At 54.1% G+C, this 16,998-nt stretch carries 8 protein-coding genes, 1 tRNA gene and 3 rRNA genes; 8 read left to right on the plus strand and 4 right to left on the minus strand.

What is annotated here, in order from left to right:
- Positions 1 to 105 precede the first annotated feature (105 nt).
- The 8 genes from rluD (at position 106) to Q3V30_RS05195 (ending at position 11,653) form a co-directional block, all read left to right on the plus strand.
- A complete protein-coding gene (gene rluD / locus Q3V30_RS05160) occupies positions 106 to 1,083 on the plus strand; it encodes a 23S rRNA pseudouridine(1911/1915/1917) synthase RluD (protein WP_306211153.1) in 978 nt (325 codons plus the stop codon).
- Positions 1,083 to 1,811, plus strand: coding sequence for a purine nucleoside phosphorylase YfiH (yfiH, locus tag Q3V30_RS05165; RefSeq protein ID WP_306211155.1), 729 nt, complete (start codon positions 1,083 to 1,085; stop codon positions 1,809 to 1,811). Before rluD ends, yfiH begins: the two co-directional genes overlap by 1 nt.
- A 125-nt stretch (positions 1,812 to 1,936) precedes the next feature.
- Positions 1,937 to 4,510 (plus strand): ATP-dependent chaperone ClpB, encoded by a 2,574-nt coding sequence (gene clpB / locus Q3V30_RS05170; protein WP_306211158.1) that lies wholly within the window; start codon positions 1,937 to 1,939, stop codon positions 4,508 to 4,510.
- 474 nt (positions 4,511 to 4,984) lie between these two features.
- Positions 4,985 to 6,527: ribosomal RNA gene (locus tag Q3V30_RS05175) — 16S ribosomal RNA — on the plus strand.
- Between the two features lie 69 nt (positions 6,528 to 6,596).
- Positions 6,597 to 6,672, plus strand: a tRNA-Glu gene (locus Q3V30_RS05180).
- Between the two features lie 226 nt (positions 6,673 to 6,898).
- A 23S ribosomal RNA gene (locus tag Q3V30_RS05185) occupies positions 6,899 to 9,803 on the plus strand.
- A 108-nt stretch (positions 9,804 to 9,911) separates the two neighbouring features.
- Positions 9,912 to 10,027 (plus strand): 5S ribosomal RNA (gene rrf / locus Q3V30_RS05190).
- Together the 16S, 23S and 5S rRNA genes with 1 tRNA gene alongside form the textbook arrangement of a ribosomal RNA operon.
- Before the next feature lie 321 nt (positions 10,028 to 10,348).
- Positions 10,349 to 11,653: an MFS transporter gene (locus Q3V30_RS05195; RefSeq protein ID WP_306211160.1), complete on the plus strand. Its 1,305-nt coding sequence runs from the start codon at positions 10,349 to 10,351 to the stop codon at positions 11,651 to 11,653.
- A 35-nt stretch (positions 11,654 to 11,688) separates the two neighbouring features.
- On the opposite strand, the gene Q3V30_RS05200 is transcribed toward Q3V30_RS05195, so the two are convergent.
- The 4 genes from Q3V30_RS05200 to Q3V30_RS05215 all read right to left on the minus strand — a co-directional run bounded on the left by Q3V30_RS05200 (position 11,689) and on the right by Q3V30_RS05215 (position 16,974).
- On the minus strand, positions 11,689 to 12,009 hold the full coding sequence (locus Q3V30_RS05200) for a YfiM family lipoprotein (protein WP_306211162.1): 321 nt from the start codon (positions 12,007 to 12,009) through the stop codon (positions 11,689 to 11,691).
- 52 nt (positions 12,010 to 12,061) lie between these two features.
- The gene (gene pssA / locus Q3V30_RS05205; protein ID WP_306211163.1) at positions 12,062 to 13,420 is read right to left on the minus strand and encodes a CDP-diacylglycerol--serine O-phosphatidyltransferase; all 1,359 of its coding nucleotides are present in this window, start codon (positions 13,418 to 13,420) and stop codon (positions 12,062 to 12,064) included.
- A 114-nt stretch (positions 13,421 to 13,534) separates the two neighbouring features.
- Complete coding sequence (locus tag Q3V30_RS05210; RefSeq protein WP_306211165.1) at positions 13,535 to 16,186, minus strand: bifunctional acetate--CoA ligase family protein/GNAT family N-acetyltransferase; 2,652 nt, start codon at positions 16,184 to 16,186, stop codon at positions 13,535 to 13,537.
- An 80-nt stretch (positions 16,187 to 16,266) separates the two neighbouring features.
- The gene (locus Q3V30_RS05215) at positions 16,267 to 16,974 is read right to left on the minus strand and encodes a tRNA-uridine aminocarboxypropyltransferase (protein ID WP_306211167.1); all 708 of its coding nucleotides are present in this window, start codon (positions 16,972 to 16,974) and stop codon (positions 16,267 to 16,269) included.
- Between the last annotated feature and the right edge of the window lie 24 nt (positions 16,975 to 16,998).

Raw genomic sequence — 16,998 nt, forward strand, 5'->3', positions numbered from 1 at the left:
TATTCAGGAAGCTGTCCATGTAGCTCCCGATAGTGACCAGGTACAATAGCACATTATATTAAACGGCATCGCCGTGAAAACCCAACGTTAACGAAGAAGCTGTTTATGGCACAACAAGTAAAATTCAACGCAACGGTATCCGAATCGCAACTCGGACAACGCTTAGATCAGGCTTTGGCCGAATTGTTCCCTGATTATTCCCGATCTCGCATAAAAGAGTGGATTCTCGACCGTCGCGTCACCGTCAATGGCGTAATCATCGACAAACCAAAAGAAAAAGTGCTTGGCAGCGAACAAATCGCTATTGATGCAGAAATTGAAGAGGAAGCGCGCTGGGAAGCGCAGGATATCCCTTTAGACATCGTCTACGAAGATGAAGACATTCTGGTGATCAACAAGCCTCGCGGCCTGGTGGTGCACCCCGGCGCCGGGAATCCCGATGGCACGGTGCTGAATGCACTGTTACATCACTTCCCGGCAATCTCTGATGTTCCACGTGCGGGTATCGTTCACCGCCTGGACAAAGACACAACTGGCCTGATGGTTGTGGCGAAAACCGTGCCTGCGCAGACGCACCTGGTGGAATCTCTGCAATTAAGAGAGATCACCCGTGAATATGAAGCGGTAGCGATTGGCAGAATGACGGCAGGGGGCACAGTGGATGAGCCTATCAGCCGTCACTCCACCAAACGCACGCATATGGCGGTGCACCCGATGGGTAAACCAGCTACCACACATTACCGCATTATGGAGCACTTCCGTGCGCATACCCGTTTGCGTTTGCGTCTTGAGACCGGCCGTACTCACCAGATCCGTGTTCATATGTCGCATATCAGCCATCCGCTGGTGGGCGATCCGTTATACGGTGGCCGTCCCCGCCCGCCTAAAGGCGCATCCGAAGCGTTTATCGGCACGCTGCGTTCGTTCGACCGCCAGGCGCTGCATGCCACCATGCTGCGTCTTTACCATCCAATCAGCGGTATCGAAATGGAATGGCACGCGCCGTTACCGCAGGATATGGTCGATCTTATCGCTGCCCTGAAAGCGGATACCGAAGAGTTTAAGCATCAGCTGGATTGGTAATGAGCCTGATCAAACCTGAGTGGGCACTGCCCTCAACGGTGCGAGCCATAAGCTCGACCAGGGTGGGCGGCGTAAGCGGCGCTCCCTGGGATTCACTGAATCTTGGTGCCCATGTAGGGGATGATCCCCTGCATGTGGCAGCCAATCGTCAGCGACTGGTTGAGTTGGGTGCAATGCCCACTCAACCACTCTGGCTGGAGCAGATTCACGGCACCGATGTCCTTCATCTTACCCGAAACACTCCTCAAACCCTTCGTGCTGATGCCGTTTACACCCGTGAACAGGGGTTACCCTGCGCGGTGATGACGGCGGACTGCCTGCCGGTGCTTTTTTGCTCGGTGGATGGTAAAGAAGTGGCAGCGGCTCATGCCGGTTGGCGTGGACTGTGTGCAGGCGTACTGGAAGCGACGCTGGCAACGTTTCTGGCGCCGCCCGAAGAGGTCACGGTCTGGCTTGGTCCCGCTATCGGCCCCGACGCTTTTGAGGTAGGTGCAGAGGTAAGGGAAGCCTTTTTAGCACAAAATTTGCACGATGCTGCGGCTTTTCGTGCAGTGGGTGAAAAATATTATGCTGATATTTGGCAGCTTGCCAGGGCGCGTCTGAAGCGCAGCGGAGTACGCCACATCACGGGTGGCGGCCTTTGTACCGTTTCCGATCCCGCTAAGTTCTTCTCTTTCCGACGCAATGGCGTCACGGGCCGTATGGCAAGTTTGATCTGGCTGATATAATCTAGCGCCATAAGACGGTCCAGAATGATGTATTTTTCACCAATATATTTAGGTCATTAAACTTGAAAATTTGAGGGTTGACCTCATTTAATCTCCAGTAGCAATTTGACCTGAATGGGGGAATTATGCGTCTGGATCGTCTTACTAATAAATTTCAGCTCGCTCTCGCCGATGCCCAGTCTTTAGCCCTGGGGCGCGACAATCAATTTATCGAACCTCTCCACCTGATGAGTGCTTTACTGACTCAGGAAGGGGGATCCGTTCGTCCTTTACTCACTACAGCTGGCGTTGATGTGGCTGCCTTACGAAACGGCGTCGATCAGGCTATCGGCCGTCTGCCGCAGGTTGAAGGCACGGATGGCGACGTTCAGCCCTCTGCTGACCTGGTTCGCGTCCTTAATCTCTGCGACAAGCTGGCCCAAAAACGCGCTGACAATTTCATCTCATCCGAACTGTTTGTGCTGGCCGCTCTGGAATCGCGTGGCTCACTGGCGGACCTTTTAAAATCTGCCGGTGCAACCAGCGACAAACTGAGCAAAGCAATCGACCAACTGCGTGGAGGCGAAAACGTGAACGACCAGGGAGCTGAAGATCAGCGCCAGGCTTTAAAAAAATACACCATCGATCTGACCGAACGGGCGGAGTCGGGCAAATTAGATCCGGTAATTGGTCGTGACGAAGAGATCCGCCGCACTATCCAGGTTCTGCAACGCCGGACTAAAAATAACCCGGTACTGATCGGTGAACCTGGCGTCGGTAAAACGGCGATCGTGGAAGGCCTTGCTCAGCGCATCATCAATGGCGAAGTGCCGGAAGGGCTGAAAGGCCGTCGGGTGCTTGCGCTGGATATGGGTGCGCTGGTGGCCGGTGCTAAATACCGTGGTGAGTTTGAAGAACGTCTGAAAGGCGTGCTCAACGATCTCTCGAAGCAGGAAGGCAACGTCATTCTGTTTATCGATGAGCTGCACACCATGGTTGGCGCGGGCAAAGCCGATGGCGCAATGGATGCCGGCAACATGCTGAAGCCTGCGCTGGCTCGTGGGGAGCTGCACTGCGTTGGCGCGACTACGCTCGACGAATATCGCCAGTACATTGAAAAAGATGCCGCGCTGGAACGTCGTTTCCAGAAGGTGTTTGTGGCTGAGCCAAGTGTGGAAGATACCATTGCTATTCTGCGCGGGCTGAAAGAGCGTTATGAACTGCATCACCATGTACAGATTACTGACCCGGCGATCGTGGCAGCGGCGACCTTATCGCATCGCTACATTGCTGACCGCCAGCTTCCGGACAAGGCTATCGACCTTATCGATGAGGCTGCTTCCAGCATTCGTATGCAGATCGATTCCAAACCTGAAGCGCTGGACCGGCTGGAGCGCCGCATTATCCAGCTGAAACTGGAGCAGCAGGCGCTGAAGAAAGAGTCAGACGATGCCAGCATCAAGCGTCTGGAAATGCTGGAAACCGAGCTGACTCAGAAAGAGCGTGACTACTCTGAGCTGGAAGAGGAGTGGAAAGCAGAAAAAGCCTCTCTTTCAGGAACGCAGACAATTAAAGCTGAACTGGAGCAGGCGAAGCTTTCTATGGAGCAGGCCCGCCGTATGGGTGACCTTGCGCAGATGTCTGAGCTGCAGTACGGGAAGATCCCTGAACTGGAGAAACAGCTGGCGCTGGCGACCCAATCTGAAGGCAAAACGATGCGTCTGCTGCGCAACCGCGTTACCGAAGTTGAAATCGCTGACGTGCTGGCGCGCTGGACCGGTATCCCCGTGGACCGGATGATGGAAGGGGAGCGGGAGAAACTGCTGCGCATGGAGCAGGACCTGCATCAGCGCGTTATCGGACAGAACGAAGCCGTTGAAGCTGTCTCTAATGCGATCCGCCGGAGTCGGGCAGGGCTGGCCGATCCGAACCGGCCGATTGGTTCGTTCCTGTTCCTGGGGCCAACCGGGGTGGGTAAAACTGAACTTTGTAAGGCACTGGCTAACTTTATGTTCGACAGTGACGATGCGATGGTGCGCCTCGATATGTCCGAATTTATGGAGAAGCATTCTGTCTCCCGTCTGGTGGGGGCACCTCCGGGTTACGTCGGATATGAAGAGGGCGGTTACCTGACCGAGGCGGTCCGGCGTCGTCCTTATTCCGTCATCCTGCTGGATGAAGTTGAAAAAGCGCATCCGGATGTGTTCAACATTCTGTTGCAGGTGCTGGACGATGGCCGCCTGACCGATGGGCAGGGCAGAACGGTCGACTTCCGTAACAGCGTGGTGATCATGACCTCTAACCTGGGGTCCGATTTGATTCAGGAACGCTTCGGTGCACTCAGCTATCCGGAAATGAAAGAGGTAGTGATGACCGTAGTCGGCCAGCACTTCCGTCCGGAGTTCATTAACCGTATAGATGAGCTGGTGGTGTTCCATCCATTAGGTGAGAAGCATATTGCTTCTATAGCGAAGATTCAGCTGCAACGTCTTTATGACCGACTGGCTGACCGTGGATTCGAACTGACTATCTCTGAGAGTGCGCTGCAACTGTTGGGTGAAAATGGTTATGACCCGGTTTACGGTGCAAGGCCGCTGAAGCGCGCTATTCAACAGCAGATTGAAAACCCGCTGGCGCAACAGATACTTTCTGGTGCTCTGGTTCCCGGAAAACCGATTGAAATGGACGTTAAGGATGGCGTTATTGTGGCAACACAGTAATTATGCCGCTAAAAAATGGGCCTTCGGGCCCATTTTTGTTTATTAACCAGGCTAAAAACTGCCGTTTTATCTGATTTTGGTTAAAAGGTGAGCGCTTGAATAATTTTTTGCATTCAGGGCTTGCGACCTGCCAGAAACTCCCTATAATGCGCCTCCACTGACACGGAACAACGGCTTACCGGCCGCCGGGTTGAGAGGGTCAGGAAGCTGAACCGCCGGAGAAAAACTTCTGAAAATGTTGTTGACTCCGAAGGAGGAAAGCGTAATATACGCCACCTCGCAGTAACGCCTCAGGGCGCTTACCGCAACGCTCTTTAACAATTTATCAGACAATCTGTGTGGGCACTCGCAGGATTGATATCAGCGCCGCAGGGCGCAGAAAATATCAAGTCTTAAGAGTGAACACATAATGAAATTCATTATGAGTGTTTTACACTTGAGCACCGCTTAACTTGTTTAAGCAAATCGAACTTTTAATTGAAGAGTTTGATCATGGCTCAGATTGAACGCTGGCGGCAGGCCTAACACATGCAAGTCGGACGGTAGCACAGAGGAGCTTGCTCTTTGGGTGACGAGTGGCGGACGGGTGAGTAATGTCTGGGAAACTGCCTGATGGAGGGGGATAACTACTGGAAACGGTAGCTAATACCGCATAACCTCGCAAGAGCAAAGTGGGGGACCTTCGGGCCTCACGCCATCGGATGTGCCCAGATGGGATTAGCTAGTAGGTGGGGTAACGGCTCACCTAGGCGACGATCCCTAGCTGGTCTGAGAGGATGACCAGCCACACTGGAACTGAGACACGGTCCAGACTCCTACGGGAGGCAGCAGTGGGGAATATTGCACAATGGGCGCAAGCCTGATGCAGCCATGCCGCGTGTATGAAGAAGGCCTTCGGGTTGTAAAGTACTTTCAGCGGGGAGGAAGGCGGTAAGGTTAATAACCTTACCGATTGACGTTACCCGCAGAAGAAGCACCGGCTAACTCCGTGCCAGCAGCCGCGGTAATACGGAGGGTGCAAGCGTTAATCGGAATTACTGGGCGTAAAGCGCACGCAGGCGGTCTGTCAAGTCAGATGTGAAATCCCCGGGCTTAACCTGGGAACTGCATTTGAAACTGGCAGGCTAGAGTCTTGTAGAGGGGGGTAGAATTCCAGGTGTAGCGGTGAAATGCGTAGAGATCTGGAGGAATACCGGTGGCGAAGGCGGCCCCCTGGACAAAGACTGACGCTCAGGTGCGAAAGCGTGGGGAGCAAACAGGATTAGATACCCTGGTAGTCCACGCCGTAAACGATGTCGACTTGGAGGTTGTGCCCTTGAGGCGTGGCTTCCGGAGCTAACGCGTTAAGTCGACCGCCTGGGGAGTACGGCCGCAAGGTTAAAACTCAAATGAATTGACGGGGGCCCGCACAAGCGGTGGAGCATGTGGTTTAATTCGATGCAACGCGAAGAACCTTACCTGGCCTTGACATCCACGGAATTCGGCAGAGATGCCTTAGTGCCTTCGGGAACCGTGAGACAGGTGCTGCATGGCTGTCGTCAGCTCGTGTTGTGAAATGTTGGGTTAAGTCCCGCAACGAGCGCAACCCTTATCCTTTGTTGCCAGCGCGTAATGGCGGGAACTCAAAGGAGACTGCCGGTGACAAACCGGAGGAAGGTGGGGATGACGTCAAGTCATCATGGCCCTTACGGCCAGGGCTACACACGTGCTACAATGGCGCATACAAAGAGAAGCGACCTCGCGAGAGCAAGCGGACCTCATAAAGTGCGTCGTAGTCCGGATCGGAGTCTGCAACTCGACTCCGTGAAGTCGGAATCGCTAGTAATCGTAGATCAGAACGCTACGGTGAATACGTTCCCGGGCCTTGTACACACCGCCCGTCACACCATGGGAGTGGGTTGCAAAAGAAGTAGGTAGCTTAACCTTCGGGAGGGCGCTTACCACTTTGTGATTCATGACTGGGGTGAAGTCGTAACAAGGTAACCGTAGGGGAACCTGCGGTTGGATCACCTCCTTACCTGAAGATACCTTCCCGCGTAGTGCTCACACAGATTGTCTGATAGAAGTAATGAGCAACAGTAACAGAGTCCCCATCGTCTAGAGGCCCAGGACACTGCCCTTTCACGGCTGTAACAGGGGTTCGAATCCCCTTGGGGACGCCATCCTGATAATGAGTGAAAGACATTATCAACCAGTATCTCAAAACTGATTCTCTCCGCAAGGATGAGTCACGTTTGAGATATTTGCTCTTTAACAACCCGGAACAAGCTGAAAATTGAAACGACGCGTCGTGTTTACCCTCCGTAATAAGGGTGAACAGAACGATGCGTTCGAGTCTCTCAAATGCCTGCAACAGACAGTGTTCTTCGGGACGCTTGTGGGTTGTGAGGTTAAGTGACTAAGCGTACACGGTGGATGCCTAGGCAGTCAGAGGCGATGAAGGGCGTGCTAATCTGCGATAAGCGTCGGTAAGGTGATATGAACCGTTATACCCGACGATACCCGAATGGGGAAACCCGGTGCACTCGTGCATCATTGCAGCATGAATACATAGTGCTGCAAGGCGAACCTGGGGAACTGAAACATCTAAGTACCCAGAGGAAAAGAAATCAACCGAGATTCCCCCAGTAGCGGCGAGCGAACGGGGAACAGCCCAGAACCTGAATCAGTTTGTGCAGCAGTGGAAGCGTCTGGAAAGTCGCAGGGTACAGGGTGATACTCCCGTACACGAAGCTGCACTTGCTGTGAGTTCGATGAGTAGGGCGGGACACGTGACATCCTGTCTGAATATGGGGGGACCATCCTCCAAGGCTAAATACTCCTGACTGACCGATAGTGAACCAGTACCGTGAGGGAAAGGCGAAAAGAACCCCGGCGAGGGGAGTGAAACAGAACCTGAAACCGTGTACGTACAAGCAGTGGGAGCACCTTCGTGGTGTGACTGCGTACCTTTTGTATAATGGGTCAGCGACTTATATTCTGTAGCAAGGTTAACCGTATAGGGGAGCCGCAGGGAAACCGAGTCTTAACTGGGCGTTAAGTTGCAGGGTATAGACCCGAAACCCGGTGATCTAGCCATGGGCAGGTTGAAGGTTGGGTAACACTAACTGGAGGACCGAACCGACTAATGTTGAAAAATTAGCGGATGACCTGTGGCTGGGGGTGAAAGGCCAATCAAACCGGGAGATAGCTGGTTCTCCCCGAAAGCTATTTAGGTAGCGCCTCGTGAACTCATCTCCGGGGGTAGAGCACTGTTTCGGCTAGGGGGCCATCCCGGCTTACCAACCCGATGCAAACTGCGAATACCGGAGAATGTTATCACGGGAGACACACGGCGGGTGCTAACGTCCGTCGTGAAGAGGGAAACAACCCAGACCGCCAGCTAAGGTCCCAAAGTCATGGTTAAGTGGGAAACGATGTGGGAAGGCACAGACAGCCAGGATGTTGGCTTAGAAGCAGCCATCATTTAAAGAAAGCGTAATAGCTCACTGGTCGAGTCGGCCTGCGCGGAAGATGTAACGGGGCTAAACCATGCACCGAAGCTGCGGCAGCGACACTTATGTGTTGTTGGGTAGGGGAGCGTTCTGTAAGCCGTTGAAGGTGGTCTGTGAGGACTGCTGGAGGTATCAGAAGTGCGAATGCTGACATAAGTAACGATAAAGCGGGTGAAAAGCCCGCTCGCCGGAAGACCAAGGGTTCCTGTCCAACGTTAATCGGGGCAGGGTGAGTCGACCCCTAAGGCGAGGCCGAAAGGCGTAGTCGATGGGAAACAGGTTAATATTCCTGTACTCGGTGTTACTGCGAAGGGGGGACGGAGAAGGCTATGTTGGCCGGGCGACGGTTGTCCCGGTTTAAGCGTGTAGGCTTGCGTTCCAGGCAAATCCGGAACGCTTTAAGGCTGAGGCGTGATGACGAGTCACCACGGTGATGAAGCAACAAATGCCCTGCTTCCAGGAAAAGCCTCTAAGCATCAGGTAACACAGAATCGTACCCCAAACCGACACAGGTGGTCAGGTAGAGAATACCAAGGCGCTTGAGAGAACTCGGGTGAAGGAACTAGGCAAAATGGTGCCGTAACTTCGGGAGAAGGCACGCTGGCGCGTAGGTGGAGGGACTTGCTCCCCGAGCCGAAGCCAGTCGAAGATACCAGCTGGCTGCAACTGTTTATTAAAAACACAGCACTGTGCAAACACGAAAGTGGACGTATACGGTGTGACGCCTGCCCGGTGCCGGAAGGTTAATTGATGGGGTTATCCGCAAGGAGAAGCTCTTGATCGAAGCCCCGGTAAACGGCGGCCGTAACTATAACGGTCCTAAGGTAGCGAAATTCCTTGTCGGGTAAGTTCCGACCTGCACGAATGGCGTAATGATGGCCAGGCTGTCTCCACCCGAGACTCAGTGAAATTGAACTCGCTGTGAAGATGCAGTGTACCCGCGGCAAGACGGAAAGACCCCGTGAACCTTTACTACAGCTTGACACTGAACATTGAGCCTTGATGTGTAGGATAGGTGGGAGGCTTTGAAGCGCGGACGCCAGTCTGCGTGGAGCCAACCTTGAAATACCACCCTTTAACGTTTGATGTTCTAACCTGGCGCCGTGATCCGGCGTGGGGACAGTGTCTGGTGGGTAGTTTGACTGGGGCGGTCTCCTCCCAAAGAGTAACGGAGGAGCACGAAGGTTAGCTAATCACGGTCGGACATCGTGAGGTTAGTGCAAAGGCATAAGCTAGCTTGACTGCGAGAGTGACGGCTCGAGCAGGTGCGAAAGCAGGTCTTAGTGATCCGGTGGTTCTGTATGGAAGGGCCATCGCTCAACGGATAAAAGGTACTCCGGGGATAACAGGCTGATACCGCCCAAGAGTTCATATCGACGGCGGTGTTTGGCACCTCGATGTCGGCTCATCACATCCTGGGGCTGAAGTAGGTCCCAAGGGTACGGCTGTTCGCCGTTTAAAGTGGTACGCGAGCTGGGTTTAGAACGTCGTGAGACAGTTCGGTCCCTATCTGCCGTGGGCGCTGGAAGATTGAGAGGGGTTGCTCCTAGTACGAGAGGACCGGAGTGAACGCACCACTGGTGTTCGGGTTGTCATGCCAATGGCACTGCCCGGTAGCTAAGTGCGGAAAAGATAAGCGCTGAAAGCATCTAAGCGCGAAACTTGCCTCGAGATGAATCTTCCCTGGGCCTTTAAGGCCCCTGAAGGGACGTTGAAGACTACGACGTTGATAGGCCGGGTGTGTAAGCGCAGCGATGCGTTGAGCTAACCGGTACTAATGACCCGTGAGGCTTAACCTTACAACACCAGAAGCGTTCTGGTGGCGTCTGAGAGACGCAACAGAGATTTTCAGCTTGTGACGGATTGATTTACGCGGCCTGCGAGGGCGGCGTGAATGACAGAATCTGCCTGGCGGCTTTAGCGCGGTGGTCCCACCTGACCCCATGCCGAACTCAGAAGTGAAACGCCGTAGCGCCGATGGTAGTGTGGGGTCTCCCCATGCGAGAGTAGGGAACTGCCAGGCATTAAATAAAGCAATAACCCCGACCGCAAGGTTGGGGTTTTTTGCGTCTGCGCGCCGTGAAAATGCGCAGGGCGGGAAAGGGTCCGCAGGTCAGGCACACTGCCTCACCGGCGCAGAAGAATAACGAAAGGGCCCCGCGCTGACGCACGGGGCCTTTTTTTGTCTCTGTAAATTCTTGCTCTATAATCCAATCTACTTCACAGTTCTGTAACAACAACACTAAAAACAAGTCGTTAACCGCCAGCCAGTAAGGTTTACTGCAGGTTGTTGTTTCACTTCTGTCGCTAATTATTAGCAAGGAATAAAAAAGAGGTTAATTATATGGCAGATGCCACATCACAACGGCAGCCTGAAGCAGTGAAAGATGCTCTCAGTACGCGTCAAAGGATCTGGGCAATTGTTGGCGCTTCATCCGGGAACCTGGTGGAATGGTTTGATTTTTATGTCTATTCTTTCTGCTCCCTCTATTTTGCCCACGTCTTTTTCCCCAGCGGAAACCCTACTACGCAACTGCTGCAAACGGCGGGCGTCTTTGCTGCAGGCTTTCTGATGCGTCCCATTGGCGGCTGGCTGTTTGGTTACATTGGCGATAAGCACGGCCGTAAGAAATCGATGTTGATATCAGTTTGCATGATGTGCTTTGGATCGCTGGTCATTGCCTGCCTGCCGGGATACGGAACGATTGGGGTCTGGGCACCCGCGCTTTTACTGCTGGCCCGCCTGTTCCAGGGACTCTCTGTAGGCGGGGAGTATGGCACCAGCGCCACCTATATGAGTGAAGTCGCAGTTGAGGGGAAAAAAGGATTTTACGCTTCCTTCCAGTACGTTACGTTGATCGGAGGGCAGCTGCTGGCTCTGCTCACTGTTGTCGTATTGCAGCAAATTCTCAGTGACGAGGAGCTTCGTGCCTGGGGCTGGCGCATCCCGTTTGCGCTGGGTGCCGTGCTGGCTGTTGTTGCACTTTACCTGCGCCGTTCACTGAATGAAACTTCAGACAGCAAAACGCGTGAACATAAAGATGCCGGTTCTCTGAGAGGGCTGTGGAAAAATCGTCGTGCTTTTATCATGGTTCTGGGATTCACCGCGGGCGGTTCGCTGAGTTTCTACACCTTTACGACCTATATGCAGAAATATCTGGTGAATACCTCGGGCATGGATACCAGAACGGCTAGCGCCATAATGACCGCTGCGCTGTTCATCTTTATGCTGGTACAGCCCCTGATTGGGGCGCTCTCCGATAAAATTGGTCGTCGAAGCTCAATGCTGATCTTTGGCGGACTGGCAGCGATCTGTACTGTTCCGGTGCTGACGATGCTACAAAGCGTTAACAGTCCGTGGCTTGCCTTTACGCTGGTGATGATTTCTCTGCTGATCACCAGTTTCTATACCTCAATCAGTGGGATCCTGAAGGCGGAAATGTTCCCGGCTGAAGTGCGCGCGCTGGGGGTGGGATTATCTTATGCGGTGGCTAATGCGGTGTTTGGCGGGTCGGCGGAGTACGTGGCGCTGTCGCTGAAGGCGGCGGGCAATGAAACCAGTTTCTTCTGGTATGTCTCTGCTATGGGCGCGGTTGCTTTCCTGGTCTCACTGCTGCTGCACCGGAGAGGAAACGGCATCAGGTTATAAGCAGAAGCTGTAGATGAAAGAAAAGGGCATCACTCTCAGCGGGTGATGTTCCATAACGTATAGCCGGTGGCTGCACCGGCTATATCCCAGCTAAAATCCTTCCAGCTCCATCCCGTTCCGCCCTGACGGCTGTCATAAAGTTCCTTCGCTGCGCCCAGGCTGATGGCAAACATCAGGCCAAAACTGGCGCTCCGGCCTTCGCTCCAGTGCTGCTTTTCACCATACGCGTTTCCGGCTGCGGTAAGAAAAGCGGAGGAGAAGAAGTGCTGAGATTTATCTTTGCCAGTCCAGCTGTCCTGAGCCATGTGCGTGCAGCCGGTACAGCAGAGAACTATCAGCAACAGCAGTTTGCGCATAAAGCTTCCTGTAAAAAGGCCCCGTCACTGACAGGGCCTGAAAGAGGCGAACTTACAGGATCCGACTGATCAGTCTGTCAATGCGGATCCTACGCAGACGGCGGATCAGCTTGCGCACTTTCAGCGGATAATCAGCAATGCTTTCCAGATCGCGGTAATGCTGCACGATCGTCGTATTCTCGCGGATCAGACCCAGCTCGTGGCTGCTTTGTGCAGTGAGCTGCTGCAGGGGATCGTGGATTAAAACGGCATTTTCCAGATCCAGCCGCCAGGCGCGTGGATTGAGATTATTTCCGGTAATCAGCATCCATTCATCGTCAACCCACATACCTTTGAGGTGATAACTGTTTTCACCCTCTTTCCACAGGCGCACGGTCAGCTGCCCGTTGGTAACGTAGTATTGCAGGCGGCTCAGGAAACGGCGAAGATTAATTTCATACAGATAAGGCAGCGCGCCGATAATTTTAAACGGCTGATCTTCCGGAATATAAAAATCATTAGCGGTCTTATCACCAACGATAATCTCAACTTCTCTTCCCTGCCGCAGCAGCCAGATGATGTTACGCACCAGAATGGCCGGCATATTGAAATAGGGCGTGCAGAGCGTCAGCTTCTGCTCGGCACAGGGCATCAGATGAAAGATAGTCTTATTCAGCAGGCTGCGTTTACCCAATCCAACCAGCGGCGTGACCGCCAACTGCTCATTACTGGCGTTGCCCTTAAACTGATAATCAAACCCGCGCAGATCCTGACGGAACTGGCGCGTTTCATTTTTGATTTCCGGGCTTTTGGGACGTTCATGCTGATCGAGCCGGTGAACGGCTTCAGCCTGGATCAGATTGGTTTCTATCCAGTTGAACATGGTGTCAGCAAGCGCCGGGTTGGTAATAAGCTGATAGCGATCGTAGCGGTACTTATCGTGCTGATGCAGATAAACATCGTTCAGGCTGGCACCGGTGTAAAAGAGCAGATCGTCAATGATCGAGCCTTTAAGGTGAAGAACGCCAAGCGCTTCACGCGTGTTGACCGGCACGCCATAAACAGAAATTTTGATGTCGGGGTGGTTATCGGCCAGCTCGCAATACCAGTCTGCATTGGTCGCGGTACGTGCGGCGCCGATGCGGCCACGCTGTGCACGATGCCAGTCAACCAGCACGCGAACATCCAGCTCAGGCCGCAGACGCTTCGCTTCATACAGCGCTTCAAGAATGCTGCGCCCACCATCGTCGTTCTCAAGGTAAAGCGCCACAATACAGATGCGCCTGGTGGCACCGGCGATTTTTTCCAGCAGAGTCTGGCGAAAGTCAGCCGCTGAATACAACGTGCTGAAATCAGCCGCCGACTGCGCCAGTTTTGGCAGGTCCGCAAGGTGCTGTTGGTGTTTATTACGTTTGAATTTAGACAACATCACAGTGCGTATCTTCTCTGTTCATGGAATGGCCTTTTGCCATAAAATCATCACTCTAACCGCGAATATTACCATTAGTTGGCTGCGATGGTTTTAGTTTTACGTTTCCAGACATTATCAGGATGTGCAAAGTGTGAGCGAAAGACCCACAATACCGTCTTCAATCTGCACATCTACGGCAAACCCAAGCTTACGCGCCAGGGCTATCATTCCCTGATTTCCCGGCATGGTAATGCCATTTAACTGCTGCAAACCATGCTGGCGGGTGTAAACAATCATTTTCTCTAATAACCGCCGGCCAAGGCCCAGACCTTTAAGATCCGATCGTACCAGTACCGAAAACTCGGCATCAATGTTATCAGCATCGGAAATTGCTCGCGTCACGCCGATGATTTCGTCGCTGCCGTGATGTTTACGTACTGCAACAATTGCCATCTCCCGATCGTAGTCGATTTGCGTCATGTTAGCCAAATCGTCATGAGTGAACTCGTTGATCTCGCTGAAGTAGCGATAATAGAGATCTTCCTTGGTTACCCGATCGATAAACTCTCTGAGCAGCGGTTCATCTTCCGGCAGGATAGGGCGAAACAGGCAAGCGTCGCCATTCTTTAAGGTAACCTGCTCTTCCAGCGCATGCGGATAGGGGCGAATAGCCAGCCGCGCTTCCGGGTCACCCTCAAAATCAGCCAGCTGCATGGTGACATCGAGCAGTGAAAATTCACTGCCTGCGGCAAGCAGCGGGTGAATATCGAGCCGGACAATTTCAGGGCAGTCCACAATAAGGTTAGAAACCTGCACCAGCACCTGACTGATCCCGGTGATATCAAGCGGCTGAAGCGCGCTACGGCTGCGGATTTTGCCGCTTTTAATCGCCTGAATCACCAGATAGCGGGCCAGCGTCATATTAAGAGGAGGCAGGGCTACGACGGCCTGCTGATCTGCCTGCCACTCTATCCCGCCTTCGCCTAACATGATCATGGGGCCGAAAACCGGGTCCTGCTCGACAACAATCCGTAACTCCTGAGCGCCAGCGCGATTAGCCATGCTCTGAACCAGCAGCCCGTGGATCCTGGCTTGCGGCCAGGCGAGCTTTACCCTGTCGATAATGGCTTCCGCTGCCTGCTGCACTTCGCTGGCAGTGCGCAGGTAGAGCATCACACCCTGAACCTCTGACTTATGGGGAATATCGGGTGAGCGCAGTTTCAGCGCCACCGGGTAGCCAATCTGACCGGCAATATGCACCGCCTCCACACTGTCGCTCGCTATCCATGTCGGCAGCGTACTCAGGCCATAGGCCTGCAAAATGGCCTGAACTTCATGCGTATCCAGCGTGGTTGCCCCTTCGTCCAGCGCGGCGCGGATCAACTGATGCGCCTCTGTAGTATTGGCAGTGAGATTAGCGGGCAAAGCGGGGGTTTCGCGAAGCTGCTTCTGGTTACGGCGATACTCCACCATATGCATAAAGGCGGTAACTGTGCCTTCGGGCGTTCGGTAGGTTGGAATACCGGCATCGCTGAACAATCTGCGTGCCTCCGGGGAGGAGAACTCCCCGCACCAGTTAGTCAGCAGCGTAAGCTGCTTTGCGCGGGGATGCCGGAGAATCGTTTCAATCAGCCGCTGCGCCGTTAACGTGGCGGGCGCCACGGCGCTTGGCGCGTGGATAATCATCAGCGCATCAATATCGGTGCTCTCCAGCAGTCGCGAGACAACCTGGATGTAGCGCTCAGGCGTGGCATCATCTTTTAAATCGAGCGGATTCCCTGCGTTTATCTCATCGGATAACAGACTTTGCAGATCGGTCAGCAGGTCCTCACTTAATTTCGCCAGCCTGCCGTTTCTCGCCTCTAAGGCGTCAAGGGCGAGTGCGGCAGGGGCCGCGCCGTTACTGATAATCATCAGCCGTTCACCGCGCAAGGGACGCATATGGCTCAACGTCTCTACGGCGGAAAAGAGCTCGTGGGTATCCTGCACACGCAGCAAACCGGCGCGCTGGATTGCTGCATCCCAGGCGGCATCAAGACCTGCATGCGTTTTCAGTAACTGCTGTGCCTGCTGGCTGCGGCCGCTTTTGATCACCAGAATAGGCTTATTGCGCGAAGCGCTGCGGGCGGCAGAGACAAACCGACGGGCATCGCTCAGATGCTCAAGGTAGAGCAAAATAGCGCTGGTTTTGCCATCTCTCGCCAGGAAGTCCAGCAGATCGTCCGCATCAATATCCAGGCTGTCGCCCAGCGCAATAAACCAGGAGAAGCCGAGCTGCCGCTGTTGCGCCCAGTCCAGAATGGTATTAGAGACGGCGGCAGACTGGGAGATAAACGCCAGCTTGCCCTTCTGGATCGGCACGGGTGAAAAACTGGCGTTAAGTCCCTGCCAGGGCGCCAGCAGGCCAAGACTGTTGGGGCCAAGCAGACGGATTTGCCATTCGCTGGCGCACCGCTTCAGCGCCTCCAGCTGGCTTGCCGGGGCAGAAAGAATAATGCACGCTTTGCAGCCCCGTACGCCCAGCTGGCGGAGCAGTTCAAGATTGCGGCTGGCATGCGTACAGAGGATCGCCAGATCGGGGGAGAGCGGCAGGCTGGCAATGTCTGGCCAGGTAAGCACGCCGCAAACGGCTTTATACCTCGGATTGACGGGCAGCACAGGGCCATTAAATCCTCCCGCCAGCAGATTACGCATCATCAGATATCCCGCCCGCTCCGGGCGGGAGGAGGCGCCAATCACCGCTATCGATTTAGGTCGTAACAGGGCTTCTAATCCACGCTGGCTCATTCTTGACTCCCTTAAGAAGATTCCCTGATTCTAACCTGTTCTGTTCACTCTGCCCGTTATCGCCAGTCAGAATAGAACGATCAGGGGAAGGTTTCCTGGTGCTGAGCCGCATTTTGGTGAACCGGATGATGCGGTTTACCGGCCAGATAGCGCTGGCGGAACAGATCGAAATGGCTGAACAGCGCCTCCCCGGCGGCGGTATCACCAGCCTGAAGCAGTAATTCAGCGGCAACTTCAGCAGTACAGTGCTGGCCTTCCGCATGCACCTCGCGAAGCTGGTAATTTGAGGGGCGGTTAAGCGTCAGTGACATCACCGGAAAACTATCCAGCCACGGACTTTTGCGGAACATCTTGCGCGCCTCGGTCCAGGTGCCATCCAGCATAATGAAAAGAGGCGGCTTGCCGCTCATCGGCGGTTGATTGATAACCGCTCGTCCGGCATCCGCATATGACTCAGGAAAAACCACCAGCGGCTGCACGTCCGGATCCTCTACCGCTGCCAGCAGCGCAGGATCGGGCTCGGTTCGTGACCAGCTAAAAGCCTGCGTATCAGGAAGAATATCCGCAATCAGCCGTCCCGTATTACTGGGCTTCATCGGCTCGGTATCAAACATCACCAGGCAGAAACGGCTGCGGGCCTGTTGAGGCTGCAGCGTGGCGCAGAGGCAATTTTTTTGCGGAAGCAGGCAGCGCTGGCAGCGAAGGGTGCGGTTGCCGCGGGCAAGAAAGGGACGGGTGGCACGGGCAAGACGTTCAGCGCGCAGGCGCAGGACAGCGTTATCAGTCATGGGAGCGAATTCAGGGAAAACGCT

Source organism: Erwinia pyri (assembly GCF_030758455.1).
Lineage (GTDB): Bacteria > Pseudomonadota > Gammaproteobacteria > Enterobacterales > Enterobacteriaceae > Erwinia > Erwinia pyri.